Raw genomic sequence first — 15,497 nt, 5'->3', positions numbered from 1 at the left:
GACCTGGAGGGCGACGACCAGCTGGAGGCGCTGGTGGACGCCCAGCTCGTCGAGTGCTCCGGGACGGACGCGACCGGACGGATGCGGTACCGCCTGCACGACCTCGTCCGCCTCTACGCGCTGGAGCGGACGGAGGTCGAGGACGCCGAGCACGAACGCGACGCCGCCCTGGAGCGCGTCCTCGACGGCTACCGCGAGCGCGCCGAACGCGTGGCCGCGAGCCGCTGGCCGCAGGACTGGCACCGCCGGGCGGGCGAGGCGCCCGTCTCCGAGTACTCGGCGCTCGACTGGCTGACCAGCGAACGTCCCGCCCTTCTCGCGCTGCTCGCGCAAGGCGCGGAACACGAGATGTGGAGTCTGGTGTGGCGCCTTGGCCGCGCCACGTGCTCGCTGTTCCATTCGCTGCGCGTGTTCTGGCCGGAGTGGCGCGCGGCGGCGGAACTGACCTACACGGTCGCCACCCACATGGACGACGACCAGGCCGTGGGGATCGCCTTGCTCGAACGGTCGTCCGTCCAGGGAAACCAGGGCTTCATGGAGAGCGCGTACAACGACGCCTCGGAAGCCCTCCGCATCTTCACCGGCGGCAGGGAGATGTGGTGGCGCGCCCGAGCGCTCCGCGCCGCCGGCATGTGCCTGCGCGACGCCGGCAACCTCGACGAGGGCCAGGGCTACCTGATCGAGGCGATCGACGCGTTCGCCGAGGAGATGTACCTGAAGATCGGCCGCGCGCTCGGCGAGCGCGGCTACACGGTGCTGCTCTTCGACGGGCCCGGCCAGGGCGAGGCGCGCCGGCGCGGCGTGCACGCCCGGCACGACTCCGAGGTGCCGGTGGCCGCCGCCGTCGACTTCCTCCAGCGCCGCGACGGCGTCGACCCGGACCGGATCGGGCTCATCGGGTCGAGCCTCGGCGGCTACTACGCGACCCGCGCCGCCGCGTTCGAGCACCGGCTGCGCGCCTGCGTGGTCTGGGGCGCGAGCGAGGGCATCGACGCCGCCAAGCTCGCCCCGGGCGGGCCGCTCGCCGGCCGCGCCCGCCAGGTGCAGGCCCTCTTCGGCCTCGACGACCCGGCCGGGCTCCCGGCCCGGGTGGCGGGGTTCCACCTGCGCGGCGTCCCCGAGCGGATCCGCTGCCCGGTGCTGATCCTTCACGGCGAGAGCGACGTGCTGGTGCCCCTTGAGGTCGCCCACCGGACGTTCGACGCCGTCGGGCACGAGGACAAGCGCCTCATCACCTACCCGCCGGGCACCCCCGGCTGCACGCACTGCCAGCTCGACGCACTGTCCGTCGCCCACCGCGACATCTGCGACTGGCTCGACACGCGCCTGCGCGCCTGAAGACGCGCCCCACCCCGGCGAAGGAGAGACAGTGACCATCTTCGACGAGCCCCACCGCATGACAAGACGCGGCCTGCTGGCCGCCGGGGGCGCCCTGGCGGCGGGCGGGCTGCTCGCAGGGTGCGGGCGGGCGTCCGGCCGCGCGCTCGGCGCCCTCACCGTCAGCGTCCCGCTGCTGCCCGACCGGCTGCACACCACCCGTGCGGTCGGCCCGATCCTCGGCGTCGTCCTGCTGGGCCTGGAGCCGCTGATGCTGCTGGGCCCGGACGGCGCCGTGCGCCCCAACCTCGCCCTGTCCCACGAGCAGCCGAAACCCACCCGGCACGTGTTCCGGCTGCGGCCGGGCGTCCGGTTCTGGGACGGCTCGCCGCTCACCGCCGACGACGTCGTCGCCTCCTTCGAGGCGCACTTCGCCAAAGGCTCGGACTCGGCGGCCGGCTCCTACTGGACGACCGTCGCCCGTGTCCGCGCCGAGCGCCCCGACGTCGTGGTCGTCGACCTGCACCGCCCCCAGACCGACTTCGTCTACACCGTCGCCCGCACCGGGGTGTTCAGCGCCGCCTACGCGCGGCGCCACGGCCCTCGGCTGGGGACTCCGGGCGTCCTCAACATGGGCACCGGGCCCTACCGGTTCGAGACGATGACGCCCTACTCGCGCGTGCTCATGACCCGCAACGAGCGGTACTGGGGCGGCGTGCCCCGCGCCGGCCGCATCGACGCCCAGGTTCTCGACAAGAACGGCCTCCTGCTCGGCGTGCAGGCCGGCGAGATCGACGTCGTGTTCAACGTCCCCAACACCCACCTGGCGTCGTTCTCCGACCTCCGCGACGTGACGCTGACCAAGGTCGTCGACGCCGCCGTCTACAAGTTCAACTTCAGCGCCGGAAAGGAACCCTGGAACGATCCACACCTGCGCCGCGCGTTCGCGCACACGGTCGACCGCGCCGCGATCGCGCGGGACGTGATGCACGGCGCCGTCCCCGCGGCGGCGCCCGCCCCGCCCGCCAACTTCTCCGGCACGATGCCCGAGGCGAAGGTCCAGGCCGCCTACGCGGAGCTGGACCGGCTGCTGCCCGCCCACGACCTCGCCCGCGCCCGGCGTGAGCTCGCCGCGTCGTCGCGGCCGGACGGGCTCGACGTGACGGTCCTCGTCCTGCCCAGCGACCCGAGCCTGTCGTCCATCACCCAGACGGTCGCGCAGAGCGCCGCGAAGATCGGCATCAACGTCAAGGTGCGGGAGGCCGACGAGGGCACCTACACCAACGCCGTCTACCTCAAGCACGAGACCGAGGGGCTCAGCATCGACAACTTCGGCGCGGGCAGCCCCGATGTCCTCAACGTCCCCGACCTGGTGTTCCACAGCCGCAACAGCCGCCCGGACGGCTTCACCAACGTCGCCGACCACCGCGACGCCGGGATCGACGCCCTGCTGGACGAGGGCGCGCGGCTCAAGGCCGGCGACCCCGCCCGCGCGAAACTGTCGCTGGAGGTCCTGGCCCGCGGCGCGCGGGAGCTGCCCTACCTCCCCGTCGCCTACCCCAACCTGTATCTGGCCTTGAAGGACCAGTACAGGTTCACCGGATTCAACGCCTACTGGTGGATGAACCGCTGGCCCGACCAGCTCCACCCGGCGGGGGCGTGAGCGCGATGCCCGTCCTCGCACGCTTCCTCGCCCGCCGCGTCGCGTCCGCCGCCGCCGTCCTGCTGCTCGTCACCATCGCGGTGTTCCTGCTCGTCCACCTGGCGCCCGGCGGTCCGGAGCAGGCCGTCGGCGGCAAGTTCGCCACCGTCGAGCAGCAGCGGGAGATCCGGGCCTCGCTCGGCCTCGACGACCCGCTCCCCGTCCAGTACGGCCGGTTCCTCGAACGCGCCGCGCGGCTCGACTTCGGCACCTCCTTCACCACCCGGCAGGACGTGACGGAGGCGATCGGCGAGGCGCTCCAGGTCTCCGGCCCGCTCGTCCTCGTCTCGTTCGCCCTCATCACCGTGATCGGCACGGCCGCGGGCACGCTGGCCGCGCTGCGCGCCGGCGGCCCCCTGGACCGCCTCGTCGTCGGCGGCGGGCTCCTCGGCGCCGCGTCCCCGACGTTCGTGACCGCGCTGGTGCTGCTGACCGTGTTCGGCGTGAAGCTGCGCTGGCTGCCCGTCTTCGGCGACGGCGACGACCCTGCGGACCGGGCGCTGCACCTCGTCCTGCCTATCGCGACCCTCACCATCGCCGGGACCGCCGCGATGCTCCAGATCACCCGCACCCGGGTGCTGGAGGTGCTGCGCGAGGACCACATCACCTTCGCGCGGGCGCGCGGCCTGCCGCACCGCCGGATCATCGGGCGGTTCGTCCTGCGCAACGCCGGCATCCAGGTCGTCACCCGCAGCGGGACGATCCTCGTCGGGCTCGTCTCCTGGGGCCTGCTCGTCGAGATGACCTTCGGCCTGAACGGCGTCGGAGCGCTCCTGGTCAAGGCGATCAACGAGCGCGACGTCCCCACCGTCCAAGGAGTCACCATGCTGATCGCCGCGTCGATCGTCGCGGTCAACGTCGCCGTCGACCTGCTGTACTTCACCCTCGACCCCCGCGTCCGGCTCACCGGGCGCACCTCCGGCGCGTGAGCGCCGCGAAGGGCGCCGCGCCCGCCCCGGCTGCGGCCGGGGCCCGCGCCCGCCGCCGCGGCCGCGGCGACCGGATGCCGCCGTCGGTCGCGCTCAGCATCGCGTTCCTGCTGGTCGTGCTGCTGTGCGCGGCGGTCCCCGCCGTGCTCGCCCCGCTCGACCCCGCCCGGATCCAGGCCGAGGAGGCGCTCCAGGGGGCCTCGTCCGCCCACCTGCTCGGCACCGACGACCTCGGCCGCGACATCCTGTCCCGGGTCGTCGCCGGGGCGCGCAGCGCGATCCTCGGCCCGGCGATCGTGGCCGTGGCGACGGCGGTGCTGAGCACCGCGCTGGCGCTGGCCGCCGGCTACTACGGGGGCCGCCTGGACGACCTCATCGGGCGCGCCGCCGACCTCGTCTACGCCATCCCGGCGCTGATCCTGGCCATCGTCGTCGTCGGCCTGTTCGGCGGCGGCTACCCGCTCGCCATCGCGGTGCTCGTGGTGTTCAACACCCCCACCGCGCTGCGGATCCTGCGGGCCACCGTCATCGAGCACCGCCGGCTGCCCTACGTCGAGGCGGCCGAGACGCTCGGCGTCCCGCCGCGGACCATCATGCTCCGCCACCTGCTGCCCAACCTGGAGGCAATGCTCGTGACGACCGTGTTCCTCGGCTTCACCTACGGGATGGTCGAGCTGTCGGCGCTGTCCTTCCTCGGGCTCGGCGTCCCGCCGGGCTCCTCCGACTGGGGCCGGATGCTCGCGGAGAACCGCGTCCAGGTCTTCCAGAACGTGTGGGCGGCGCTCGCCCCCGGCATCGCGCTCGTCGGCACCGTGGTCGCCGCCAACCTGCTCGGCGACTGGGGCTACCGGCGGCTGGAGCGGCGGAGGGCGGAGCGGTGAGCGCACCCGTCACCGGCGGAGGCGAGCTGCGCGTCCGCGACCTGGAGGTGCTCCTCCAGCGGCCCGGCGGCCCCGTCGCCATCACCACCGGCGTCGACCTCGACGTCGCGCCGGGCGAGGCGGTCGCGCTCGTCGGCGAGTCGGGCAGCGGCAAGTCGCTGACCACCCGCGCCGTCCTGGACCTGCTCCCCGGCGGCATGCGCGCCGCCGGGCGGATCGGCTACGGCGGGCGGGAGCTGGCCGGGCTCGGCGGGCGCCGGCGGCACCGGCTGCGCGGCCGGGAGCTCGCCCTCGTCATGCAGGACCCCTTCACCATGCTGAACCCGATCGAGCGGTGCGGCGCCCAGATCGTCGAGCCGCTGCGCGACGGGCGGGGGCGCCGGCCGCCCGCCGCCGAGCGCCGCGCCGAGGCGGTGCGGCGGCTCGCCGAGGTCGGGATCGACGACCCGGCCGTGGCCGACCGCTACCCGTTCGAGCTGTCGGGCGGCATGCGCCAGCGCGTGGCGATCGCCGCCGCCGTGGCCGAGCGCCCGCGCCTGCTCATCGCCGACGAGCCGACCACCGCGCTGGACGTCACCACGCAGAAGCAGATCCTCGACCTGCTGGGCGAGTTGCGCGTCCGGCACTCGATGGGGCTCGTCCTCATCACCCACGACCTGCGCGTCGCCTTCAGCGTCTGCGACCGCGTCCACGTGATGTACGCGGGCACGGTCCTGGAGTCGGCCCGCTCGCGCGACCTGGAGGAGCGGCCCCGGCACCCCTACACGCTCGGGCTGCTGCGCGCCGAGCCGCCGGCCGACCGGCGGCTCGACGAGCTCGCCGGGATCCCGGGTGCGGTCCCGGCGCCGGGGGAGCGGCCGGACGGCTGCCCGTTCGCGCCGCGCTGCGACTGGCGGACCGACGCCTGCGAGAGCGGCCTGCCGCCGCTGCTGGACCTGGCGGACGGGCACGCGGCCCGCTGCGTGCGCGCCGGGGAGATCGGCGACGAGCTGGCCGCGCTGCGCCGGGCCGCCGTGGAAGAGGGCGCGGCGGACGGCGCGGCCGTGGACGGGGAGGCCGTGGCACCGGCCGCCGCGCCGCTGGCCGTGCTCCGGGACGTCCGCAAGGTGTTCCCGCCGCCCCGGCGCGGCGGCACCGCCACCACCGCCCTCGACGGGGTCACCGTCCAGATCGCCGAGGGCGAGAGCGTCGGGCTCGTCGGCGAGTCAGGGTCGGGCAAGACCACCATCGGGCGCATCGCCGTCGGCCTGGAGCGGCCCGGGTCCGGGACGGTCACCGTCGGGGGCGTGACCGTCGGCGCGCGGATGGCCAAGGCCGACCTGGCGCGGCTGCGCGGCATCGCGCAGATGGCCTTCCAGGACCCCTACTCGTCGCTGAACCCCGCGCTGACCATCGGCCGCACCCTGCGGGAGGCGGCCCGGCTCGGCGGCGGCCGGGGCGGGGCGGCGCCGCCCGCCGCCGAGCTGCTGGAACTGGTCGGGCTGCCCGCCCACTACGCCCGCCGCCGCCCCGCCGGGCTGTCCGGCGGGGAGCGGCAGCGCGTCGCGATCGCGCGGGCGCTCGCGCGGCGGCCCCGGCTGCTCGTCTGCGACGAGGTCGTCTCCGCCCTCGACGTGTCCGTCCAAGCGCAGATCCTCACGCTGCTGCGCGACCTGCGCGCCGAGCTGGGGCTGGCCTACCTGTTCATCACCCACGACCTGGCGGTCGTCCGCCAGATCACCGACCGGGTCTACGTGCTGCGCAAGGGCGAGGTCGTCGAGTCCGGGCCGACGGCGTCGGTTCTCGACGACCCGCGCCGGCCGTACACCCGCGAGCTGATCGCGTCGATCCCGCACCGCGGCCCGGCCGACCCGGGCGGCGCGGACGACCCCTGCTGAGCGAAGGAGCCTGCCATGTACGAGTCCTCAACGCGCGACCAGGGGATCGGCCGGTGGTTCGCCCGCCGGGCGGAGTTCTCCCCGGACCGCACCGCGCTGGTCTTCGGCGACCGGAGCTGGACCTACGCGGCGTTCCAGCGGCACATCGACGCGCTGGCCGCCGCGCTCGCCGAGGGAGGCGTGCGGCGCGGCGACCGCGTCGGCCACCTCGGCCTGAACCATCCGGACTATCTGCTCACCCTCTACGCGGCGGCGCGGCTCGGCGCCATCTTCGTCCCGCTGAACCACCGGCTGACCGGGCCCGAGCTGCGGTTCCTGATCCAGGACGCCGGGATCCACACCCTCGTCCACGCCGCGGCCTTCGACGGCGTGCTCGCCGGGATCCGCGACGACCTGCCCTGCCGGCGCTACCTGCGGGCGCCCGGCGACGAGCACGGCGAGCTCGTCACCGAGGCCGCCGGCGCCACGGGGGCCGAGCCCGAGCACCACGTCGGCGCCGAGGACGTCGCGCTCATCATGTACACCTCCGGGACGAGCGGCCGGCCGAAGGGCGCGATGATCACCCATGCCAACCTGCTCGCCTCGATCCACGGGCTCGGGCTCGCCTTCGAGACCCGCGCCGACGACCGGACCCTCGTCGTCGCGCCGCTGTTCCACATCGGCGGGCTCAACGTCACCACGCTGAGCGCGCTGCTGGCCGGGGCGACGGCCGTGCTGGAGCACTCCTTCGACGCGGGACGGGTGCTCCGGCTGATCGGGGAGCGGGAGATCACCACGATGTTCGCCGTCCCGACCATGCTGGTCGAGATGGCGCGGCACCCGTCCTTCGCCGCCGCGCGGCTCGGGTCGCTGCGGCTGGTGGTGTCCGGCGGGGCGCCCGTCCCCGCCGCGCTGCAGGCGCGGTACCTGGAGCGCGGCGTCCGCGTCTGCGCCGGGTACGGGATGACCGAGGCGACGCCGCTGATCACGATCACCCCGCCGGAGCGGGCCGCGGACAAGGCCGGCACGGTCGGGCTGCCGTCGTTCTTCAGCGAGGTCCGGCTGGTCGGCGCCGACGGCCGCGACGCCGCGCCGGGCGAGCCCGGCGAGTTCCTCGTCCGCGGCCCCAACGTCATGAAGGGCTACTGGAACCGGCCGGAGGCCACCGCCGAGACCCTGGCCGGCGGCTGGCTGCACACCGGCGACATCGGCGTCCGCGACGAGGACGGCTTCTACCGCGTCGTCGGCCGCGTCAAGGACATGATCATCACCGGTGGCGAGAACGTGTACCCGGCCGAGGTCGAGGCCGTGCTGGCCGAGCTCCCGGACGTCGCCGACGCCGCCGTGTTCGGCGTCCCCGACGACACCTGGGGCGAGCGGGTCGTGGCCGTGGTCCGGCCCGCCGACGGCCGCGAGCCGAGCCGCGAGGAGATCCTCGCCGCGCTGGGCGCGCGGCTCGCCCGGTACAAGCTGCCCCGGCGCATCGAGTTCACGCCCGACATCCCGCGCAGCCCCAGCGGCAAGGTCGTCAAGAGCGAGCTGCGCGACCGCTACGCGTCCCCGAGGAGCACATCGTGACCGAACGCGTCTTCGTCATCGGCGTCGGCATGACCCGGTTCGAGAAGCCCGGCGCCCGACACTGGGACTACCCCGACATGGTGCGCGAGGCGGGCGGCCGGGCGCTGGCGGACGCCGGCGTCCCCTACGAGCGCGTCGAGCAGGCGTTCGCGGGCTTCTGCTACGGCGACTCCACGTCCGGCCAGCGCGGCGTCTACGAGCTGGGCCTGACCGGGATCCCGGTCGTCAACGTCAACAACAACTGCTCGACCGGGTCCACCGCGCTGTACCTGGCGCGGCAGGCGGTCCGCGGCGGGCTCGCCGACTGCGTCCTCGCCGTCGGGTTCGAGAAGATGGAGCGCGGCTCCCTCGCCATGAAGTACGAGGACCGGGCCAACCCCCTCGGCCGGCACCTCGACCGGATGGACGCGCTGCGCCCGCCCGAGGAGACGCCGTTCGCGCCCGCGATCTTTGGCAACGCCGGCCGCGAGCACATGGAGAAGTACGGCTCCACCCCCGACCACCTGGCCTGGATCGCCTGGAAGAACCACAAGCACTCGGTCGCCAACCCCTACGCGCAGTTCCGGGAGGAGTACTCGTTCGACGCGATCCGCGACTCCCGGATGATCCACGCGCCGCTGACCAAACTGCAGTGCTCGCCGACGTCCGACGGCGCCGGCGCGGCCGTGCTCGCGTCCCGGTCCTTCGTCGCCCGGCACGGGCTCTGGGGACGGGCCGTGGAGATCACCGGGCAGGCCCTGGTGACCGACACCCCGGCGTCGTTCGAGGAGGGCTGCATCGCGGTCGCGGGCGCGGAGATGTCGCGCCGGGCGGGACGGCTCGCCCTCGACCGGGCGGGCGTCGCGATCGAGGACGTCGACGTGATCGAGCTGCACGACTGCTTCAGCGCCAACGAGCTGATCACCTACGAGGCGCTCGGGCTCGCGCCCGAGGGTCAGGGCCACCGGCTCGTCGACACCGAGGCCACCACCTACGGCGGGCGCTGGGTCGTCAACCCGTCCGGCGGGCTCATCTCCAAGGGCCACCCGCTCGGCGCCACCGGCCTCGCGCAGTGCTGCGAGCTGACCTGGCAGCTGCGCGGCACGGCGGGGGAGCGCCAGGTCGAGGGCGCCTCGACCGCGCTGCAGCACAACATCGGCCTCGGCGGCGCCGCCGTCGTCACCGTGTACCGGAGGGAGCCCTGATGCGGATCGACGGCGCCGCCGCGCTGGTCGCCGGCGGCGCGTCCGGCCTCGGCCGCGCCGCCGCGGACGCCCTCCGGGCGCGCGGCGCGACGGTCTACGTGCTCGACCTGCCCGGCGCGCGCCCCGCCGTCGAGGGCGGCGGCCTGCGCTTCGTGCCCGGCGACGTCAGGGACGAGGACCAGGTCGCCGCCGCCGTGCGGCAGGCCGCGGACGAGGGCGAGCTGCGGATCTGCGTGAACTGCGCCGGGATCGCCCCCGCCGCGCGGATCGTCCGCGACGGCGTCCCGCACTCCCTCGCGGACTTCCGCCGGACCGTCGAGGTCAACCTCGTCGGGACGTTCAACGTGCTGCGGCTGAGCGCCGCGGCCATGGCGGGCCTCCCCGAGACCGGCGGCGAGCGCGGCGTCATCGTCAACACCGCCTCGGTCGCCGCCTACGACGGGCAGGTGGGCCAGGCCGGGTACGCGGCGTCCAAGGGCGGGGTCGTGTCCCTGACCCTCACCGCCGCGCGCGACCTCGCCGACGCGCGGATCCGCTGCGCGACCATCGCCCCCGGCACGTTCGAGACGCCGATGCTCGCCGGGCTGCCCGGCGGCGTCCGCGCCGCGCTCGCGGCGTCCGTCCCGCACCCGCGCCGCCTCGGGCACCCGGACGAGTACGCGGCGCTGGCCGTGCATATCGTCGAGAACCCCATGCTCAACGGCGAGGTGATCCGGCTCGACGCCGCCCTGCGGATGCCGCCGCGCTGACCCTCGCCCCTTGGGAGCACGCAATGCCGAACGACTGGAATGGAGAGACGAAGATGTCCCGCGACGAAAGCGCCGGAACCTCGCCGCGCGCGGTGCTCGACACGGCCCTCGACCTGCTCAGGCGCGGCGCCATGATGGACTTCGCGGACCTGTTCGCCGCCGGCACGCTGATCGAGATCCCGTTCGCGGCCGACGAGCCGTGGCGCCGGATCGAGGGCCGCGAGCGGCTCCGCGAGTACGTGTCCGGCTACACCGACCACCAGGTCGTGGAGAGCTACCCGTCGCTGCGCGTGCACGAGACGGCCGACCCCGAGGTGATCGTCGCCGAGGTCACCGCGCGCGGCACCACGGTCAAGACCGGGCAGCCGTACACCACGTCCTACGTGTGGATCCTGCGGGTGCGGGACGGCGAGATCCACGAGTTCCGCGACTACTGGAGCCCCGTGGAGACCGCGAAGGCCACCGGCTCGCTCGACGCCCTGGTCGAGGCGCTGCGCGGGCGGGCGGCGCGATGACGGACCCGCTGCGGATCCTCGTCACCGCCGGGACCGGCCAGACCGGGTCGCGCGTCGCGGCACTGGTGTCCGCCGCGGGCGCGCACGCCCGGATCGCGGCCCGGCACGCGCCCGCGCCGGACGCGCCCGGCGAATACGTGCGGTTCGACTGGCACGACCCCGCCACCTACGCGCGGGCCGTCGAGGGCGTCGACCGCATGTACCTCGTCCCGCCGCCGCTCGACGCCGACCCCGCGCCGCTGGTCGAGGCGCTCCAGAAGGCCGCCCGCGCGGCCGGGGTGCGCCGGGCCGTCCTGCTGAACTCCAGCGCGTTCCCGGCGAGCGCGCGGGGGCTGCACCGCGTCCGCGACGTCGTCCGGGAGATGCCCGAATGGTCGGTGCTGCTGCCGACCGGGTTCATGGAGAACTTCATCGGCGCGCACCCGACCGCCGCGGGCATCCGCGCGACGGGGGAGATCGTCACCTCGACCGGCGACGGCCGGATGGCGTTCATCTCCGCCGCCGACGTCGCCGGGGCGGCGGCCGCCGTGCTCCTCGCCGACCGGCCGACGAACGCCGATCACGTGCTCACCGGCCCGGAGGCTCTCGGCTACGCCGACGCGGCCCGCGCCATCACCGCCGCCACCGGCCGCCCGGTCCGGCATGTGCCGGTCCCGCCGGACGAGCGGCGGCGCGCGATGGCGGCCGCCGGCGTCCCCGCCGCGTTCGTCGAGACGCTCCTCGGGGCGGACGAGCTGGTCCGCCGGGGCGCGGAGGACCGCGTCACCGGCGAGGTGCGCGACCTCACCGGACGCCCGCCGATCGCGTTCGAGCAGTTCGTCGGCGACCACAGGGCGGAATGGTCGTAGAGACCACCCGCTCGGCCGTCCGGAAACGCGGACGTCGGGAATGCAGGCGGCCTCGGCCGCCTCACCGATGAGGCGGGAGGGCCCCTGCTCGATGGCTTGACGGCGGGCCGTCGGCCGGGGCCGTGCGGGCGTCGAGAAATGGGCATTCCGCCGCCTATCCGAGCGACATGAACCGAGGCTCGGCAGGTGTATAGTTCGTTGAATGCCAGAAATCATTCTTGAGCCGTACAACCCGCAATGGAAAGCGGATTTCCTAGAGGTCGGATCGGCCCTGCGCGCGGCATTGGAACCCGTACTCGGCGACCGTTTGACGGGTGTTCACCACATCGGTTCCACCTCGGTCCCCGGAATCGCGGCCAAGCCGATCATCGACGTTCAGGTGTCGGTGCGCGACCTGCGCCCTTGGACCCGGGCCGACCTGGTCGCCCCCGACGAGCCGGTCGAGCGCCCCTCGCGCGAGCACATCGGGGAATCGGAGGCGCTCATCGACGCGGTGGAGTCCACCGGGCTGCGGTGGCTCGGCGATTGGTGCATCGACTACCGCAAATGGTTGTTCAACCGGCGCGGAGATCTCTCGGTCAACTGCCACGTCCGCCGGGAAGGCTGCGTCAGCCAGCAGCAGGCCCTGCTTTTCCGTGACTACCTGCGCGTCAACAATGCCGCCCGGCGGCGCTACGAGGACGTCAAGCGGAAACTGGCCGCCCGCGACTGGGAATTCGTCGACGACTACGCCGATGCCAAGGGCGACTGCGTGTGGGCGATCCTGCGCGAGGCCGACCGGTGGAGCCAATCGGGCTGGCGCCCGTCCGCCACCGACGCCTGATCGCTTTACGGCCCACCGGCCCCGGCGGGGCCGCCCGCTCCCTCTCATTGTCATGCGGGCGCCCCACGACGATGCGTTCGACCCGCTCCCGGCGCGGGCGGGCTGGTCAGCGTGGGACGGCGACCAGGGCCATCGGCAGGGGCGGGCGCCGGAAGTCGACCAGCGGCCGCAGCAACTGAAGCCGGCCGTCGTGCACGGCCGTTTCGTAGCGCCCGCAGAATTCCCGCCGGTACCCGCCGGCGGAGACCTTCTGGCAGGCGACCGGTCCGCCGTCCAGGTTCAGGGCCAGGCGGAGGCCGAGCCCGGCCCTGGGCAGGAACGCGGCGAGCGAGGGCAGGGAGAAGTAGGCGTCACGGGTGGTCCCGACGATGATCCGCCCGTCGCCGTCCTGTCCGAGGAAGCTGCGGTTGGCCAGCCATCGCTCGTCGGCGCCGAGGGTCCGGGCGCGCCCGTCGGCGCCCAGCAGCATCGGGTAGGACACCATCGCCTGGCGCGCGCCGTCCGTGACCCACCGCCAGTCGAGGCCGGCGAGGTCCACCAGCCGGGCTCCCGCCGGGCCGCCGGCCGTGAACGCCCCGTGCGAGGCCTGGTAGGACGCGGGGCCGAGCCTGCGGCCGTCGCTGACCACGGGGGTGTCGGCGTGCCCGTCGCGGGCGTAGTAGCTGCCGTTGACGACCAGTGACGCGCCGGTGGCCGACATCCAGTCGCCGACGTCCCGGTCGCCCGCCGGGCGGTTGAGCACCCGGAACCGGTACCGGGCCGGGTCGATCCGGCTGAGCAGCAGGGCGTCCACGCGCTGCCCGCCCACCCGGACGGGCAGCTCGGCGACGTCCAGGCCCGCGGCGGCCTGCCGCCAGCGCACCGGTTCGGCCGGATCGGGCGTGCGCCGCCCGGCCAATGACAGCCGCATCCCCGGGGACAGCCGCGAGTCGTCAGGGGCGGTGTCCACCCAGATGTTGGCGCCGCGGCGCAGCATCACGTTGACGCCGTACCAGCCGCCCTTCGCATAGGCCACCGCGACCGCCACCGACGCCGCCACCACGGGAGTCAGCGTCAGCGCGACGAGCCACCGCCACCGCCGCGCTCGCGGGCCCCACCGCCGGAGGCGGCCCGCCTCCGGCGCAGCACTCTCCATCCGGACGATCATGATGGGTTCCCACCGTGCCATGGCGTGCCGTCGCCGGCGGGGCGGCCCGGGCGATGCCCGGGCCGCGGGCTCGGGGCGCCGATCGTCAGCGACGACGCGGCCGCGGAGATGAGGATCAGGTAGCGGTCCAGCGCGCGCTCGTAGCCGGAGCTCCGGTGCCGGCGGCCGCCCGCCGCGCCCGCCGGCCGGTCGTCCAGGAGCACCTGGCCGACGTCGCCGACCGCCTCGATTCCGACGGGGACGTCCCGCGGGCGGGTCACGAGCACATTGTCCACCGAGGAGAACCGCACCGTGCATCGCCCGCGAGGGCGGCCCAGCGCGATGCGCGCGTGAGCCAGACCGCTGTAGAAGGCCAGTGAACGCTGGAACGGCTCCCCTCCGTGCGGCGGATCGACGTGCCGCCGTTCGACCGGGCGCAGACCGCCGAGCTGCTCGCCGCGCTGAGCGGCGGGCGGCCGCCGGACGCGCTGGTGGACCGCGTCTACCGGGCGTCCGGCGGCAACCCGCTCTTCGCCGGAGAGCTGGCGCGGACCGAGGACGCGCGGCTGCCCGGCGGCCTGCGCGACCTGCTGCTCGACCGGTTCGGTGAGCTCCCGCCGGACGCCCGCGACCTGGTGCGGACGGCCGCGGCCGGCGGGACGCGCGTCTCGCACCGGCTGCTGGCGGAGGTCGCCCGATTGGCCGAGCCCGACCTGGTGGCCGCGCTGCGGTCGGCGACCGACGCGCAGGTGCTGGTCGCCGACGGCGACGGGTACGCCTTCCGGCACTCGGTGATGCACCAGGCCGTCGCCGGGGACCTGCTCCCGGCCGAGCGGACGGCGCTGCACCGCGTCTACGCCGCCGCGCTGGAGCGCGAGCCCGGGCTCACCGAACCGGGCCGCGCCGCGGCCGAGACCGCCTTCCACTGGGGTGAGGCCGGCGACACCGAGCGGGCGCGGTCGGCGTCGCTGCGCGCCGCCGACGCCGCCGAGGCGATGGACGCCCAGGCCGAACAGGCGCAGCTCCTGATGCGGGCGCTGGACCTGTGGCCCCGCGACGGCTCACCGGAACGGTTCGAGGTCGTCGAGAAGGCGCTCGCCGCGGCCGGCTGGTCGGGCGAACCGCTGCGGGTCCTCGACCTCGCCGACCGGGAACTGGTGGAGGAGATCGACCCCGGCCGCACCGCCCTCCTCCACGGGCACCGCGGCATGGCATTGCACAACCTCGGCCGGGACGGCGCGCTCACGGCCTTCGACGAGGCCCTGGAGACCCTCGCCGGCGCGGACACCGCCCCGCTCGCCCGCGCGAGGGTCCTGGACCTGGTCGCGGCCGGGCTCATGCTGCGCGGGCTGCCCGAACGCGCCCGCGACACCGCCGCCGAGGCGATGCGCATCGCCTCCGACCTGGGCGAACGGCGGCTGCTGAGCAACGCGTCCACCACCGCGGCGACCGTGCTGGCGCAACTCGGCCGCTACGGGGACGCGCTGGCCGCGCTGGACGCGACCGGCGGCCCGGACGGCACCGTCCAGACGGCGCGCGTCCACCTCAACCGCGCCGAGGTGCTCGCGGCCCTGGGACGCCACGAAGAGGCGATCAGCGCCGCGCGCCGGGGCCTGCGCGCCATCCGGTCGGCCGGACCGGCGCGCACGCTCGGCGCCCTGCTGGCCTTCCGCCTCGCCGCCGCGCTCACCACGACCGGCCGCTGGACCGACGCCGAGGCCGAGATCGCCACCGCTCTCGACCTGGACCCGCCCGGCGGCCCGGGCGGGATTCTGCACGCGCTGCGCGGCGAGATCGCGCTCGCCCGCGGCGACGCCGGCATGGCCCGGGAGAGCCTGGCGCTCGCCCGCTCACTGACCGGTCCCGCGCAGGGCTGGGAGAGCGTCCCCGTCGACCGGCTCGACGTCCGGATCGCCTTGCACGACGGAAGGCGACCTCAAAGGACTGTCCGCCGCCGCCGAGGTCGCCGCCTACCGGATCGTGCAGGAG

General features: G+C 74.9%; 14 protein-coding genes. 12 read left to right on the top strand and 2 right to left on the bottom strand.

Features of this window, described 5'->3' with window-relative positions; all coding sequences use genetic code 11:
* From ETD96_RS25955 to ETD96_RS25905, 11 genes are all read left to right on the top strand, one after another.
* Positions 1–1,338: alpha/beta fold hydrolase (locus ETD96_RS25955; protein ID WP_138639099.1), on the top strand; the 1,338-nt coding region annotated here is incomplete at its 5' end.
* Between the two features lie 31 nt (positions 1,339–1,369).
* The gene (locus ETD96_RS25950; RefSeq protein WP_138639098.1) at positions 1,370–2,980 is read left to right on the top strand and encodes an ABC transporter substrate-binding protein; all 1,611 of its coding nucleotides are present in this window, start codon (positions 1,370–1,372) and stop codon (positions 2,978–2,980) included.
* 5 nt (positions 2,981–2,985) lie between these two features.
* A complete protein-coding gene (locus tag ETD96_RS25945; RefSeq protein WP_240808212.1) occupies positions 2,986–3,948 on the top strand; it encodes an ABC transporter permease in 963 nt (320 codons plus the stop codon).
* Positions 3,945–4,829 carry an ABC transporter permease gene (locus ETD96_RS25940; protein WP_205719462.1) on the top strand — a complete coding sequence of 295 codons (885 nt, stop codon included), beginning with the start codon at positions 3,945–3,947 and terminating at the stop codon, positions 4,827–4,829. The genes ETD96_RS25945 and ETD96_RS25940 overlap by 4 nt, the downstream gene beginning before the upstream one ends.
* Positions 4,826–6,706: a dipeptide ABC transporter ATP-binding protein gene (locus ETD96_RS25935; protein ID WP_240808210.1), complete on the top strand. Its 1,881-nt coding sequence runs from the start codon at positions 4,826–4,828 to the stop codon at positions 6,704–6,706. The genes ETD96_RS25940 and ETD96_RS25935 overlap by 4 nt, the downstream gene beginning before the upstream one ends.
* A 15-nt stretch (positions 6,707–6,721) precedes the next feature.
* Positions 6,722–8,263, top strand: a complete 1,542-nt coding sequence (locus tag ETD96_RS25930) for an acyl-CoA synthetase (protein ID WP_138639096.1) — start codon at positions 6,722–6,724, stop codon at positions 8,261–8,263.
* Entirely contained in the window at positions 8,260–9,447 is a 1,188-nt protein-coding gene (locus tag ETD96_RS25925; protein ID WP_138639095.1) for a lipid-transfer protein, read from the top strand. The genes ETD96_RS25930 and ETD96_RS25925 overlap by 4 nt, the downstream gene beginning before the upstream one ends.
* On the top strand, positions 9,447–10,196 hold the full coding sequence (locus tag ETD96_RS25920) for an SDR family NAD(P)-dependent oxidoreductase (RefSeq protein ID WP_138639094.1): 750 nt from the start codon (positions 9,447–9,449) through the stop codon (positions 10,194–10,196). The genes ETD96_RS25925 and ETD96_RS25920 overlap by 1 nt, the downstream gene beginning before the upstream one ends.
* Positions 10,197–10,249: 53 nt before the next feature.
* Positions 10,250–10,711, top strand: coding sequence for a nuclear transport factor 2 family protein (locus ETD96_RS25915; protein WP_171069235.1), 462 nt, complete (start codon positions 10,250–10,252; stop codon positions 10,709–10,711).
* Positions 10,708–11,559, top strand: a complete 852-nt coding sequence (locus ETD96_RS25910; RefSeq protein WP_171069234.1) for an NmrA family NAD(P)-binding protein — start codon at positions 10,708–10,710, stop codon at positions 11,557–11,559. The genes ETD96_RS25915 and ETD96_RS25910 overlap by 4 nt, the downstream gene beginning before the upstream one ends.
* Before the next feature lie 202 nt (positions 11,560–11,761).
* A complete protein-coding gene (locus tag ETD96_RS25905) occupies positions 11,762–12,382 on the top strand; it encodes a GrpB family protein (protein WP_138639092.1) in 621 nt (206 codons plus the stop codon).
* Positions 12,383–12,488: 106 nt separating this feature from the next.
* On the opposite strand, the gene ETD96_RS25900 is transcribed toward ETD96_RS25905, so the two are convergent.
* A complete protein-coding gene (locus tag ETD96_RS25900; RefSeq protein ID WP_138639091.1) occupies positions 12,489–13,517 on the bottom strand; it encodes a phosphodiester glycosidase family protein in 1,029 nt (342 codons plus the stop codon).
* Positions 13,518–13,525: 8 nt separating this feature from the next.
* Complete coding sequence (locus ETD96_RS25895; RefSeq protein ID WP_138639090.1) at positions 13,526–13,789, bottom strand: hypothetical protein; 264 nt, start codon at positions 13,787–13,789, stop codon at positions 13,526–13,528.
* A 120-nt stretch (positions 13,790–13,909) separates the two neighbouring features.
* On the opposite strand from ETD96_RS25895, the gene ETD96_RS25890 reads away from it, so the two are divergent.
* Positions 13,910–15,497: ATP-binding protein (locus ETD96_RS25890; RefSeq protein ID WP_138639089.1), on the top strand; the 1,588-nt coding region annotated here is incomplete at its 3' end.

This window comes from Actinomadura geliboluensis (genome assembly GCF_005889745.1).
Taxonomy (GTDB): Bacteria; Actinomycetota; Actinomycetes; order Streptosporangiales; family Streptosporangiaceae; genus Spirillospora; species Spirillospora geliboluensis.
This window is presented reverse-complemented; position numbering and strand designations above follow the sequence as displayed.

Excerpts from the sequence above, each read along its gene's own strand:
- ETD96_RS25910 (WP_171069234.1), top strand. The coding sequence starts at position 10,708 with ATGACGGACCCGCTGCGGATCCTCGTCACCGCCGGGACCGGCCAGACC.
- ETD96_RS25905 (WP_138639092.1), top strand. The coding sequence starts at position 11,762 with ATGCCAGAAATCATTCTTGAGCCGTACAACCCGCAATGGAAAGCGGAT.
- ETD96_RS25945 (WP_240808212.1), top strand. The coding sequence starts at position 2,986 with ATGCCCGTCCTCGCACGCTTCCTCGCCCGCCGCGTCGCGTCCGCCGCC.
- ETD96_RS25900 (WP_138639091.1), bottom strand. The coding sequence starts at position 13,517 with ATGGAGAGTGCTGCGCCGGAGGCGGGCCGCCTCCGGCGGTGGGGCCCG.
- ETD96_RS25920 (WP_138639094.1), top strand. The coding sequence starts at position 9,447 with ATGCGGATCGACGGCGCCGCCGCGCTGGTCGCCGGCGGCGCGTCCGGC.
- ETD96_RS25930 (WP_138639096.1), top strand. The coding sequence starts at position 6,722 with ATGTACGAGTCCTCAACGCGCGACCAGGGGATCGGCCGGTGGTTCGCC.
- ETD96_RS25915 (WP_171069235.1), top strand. The coding sequence starts at position 10,250 with ATGTCCCGCGACGAAAGCGCCGGAACCTCGCCGCGCGCGGTGCTCGAC.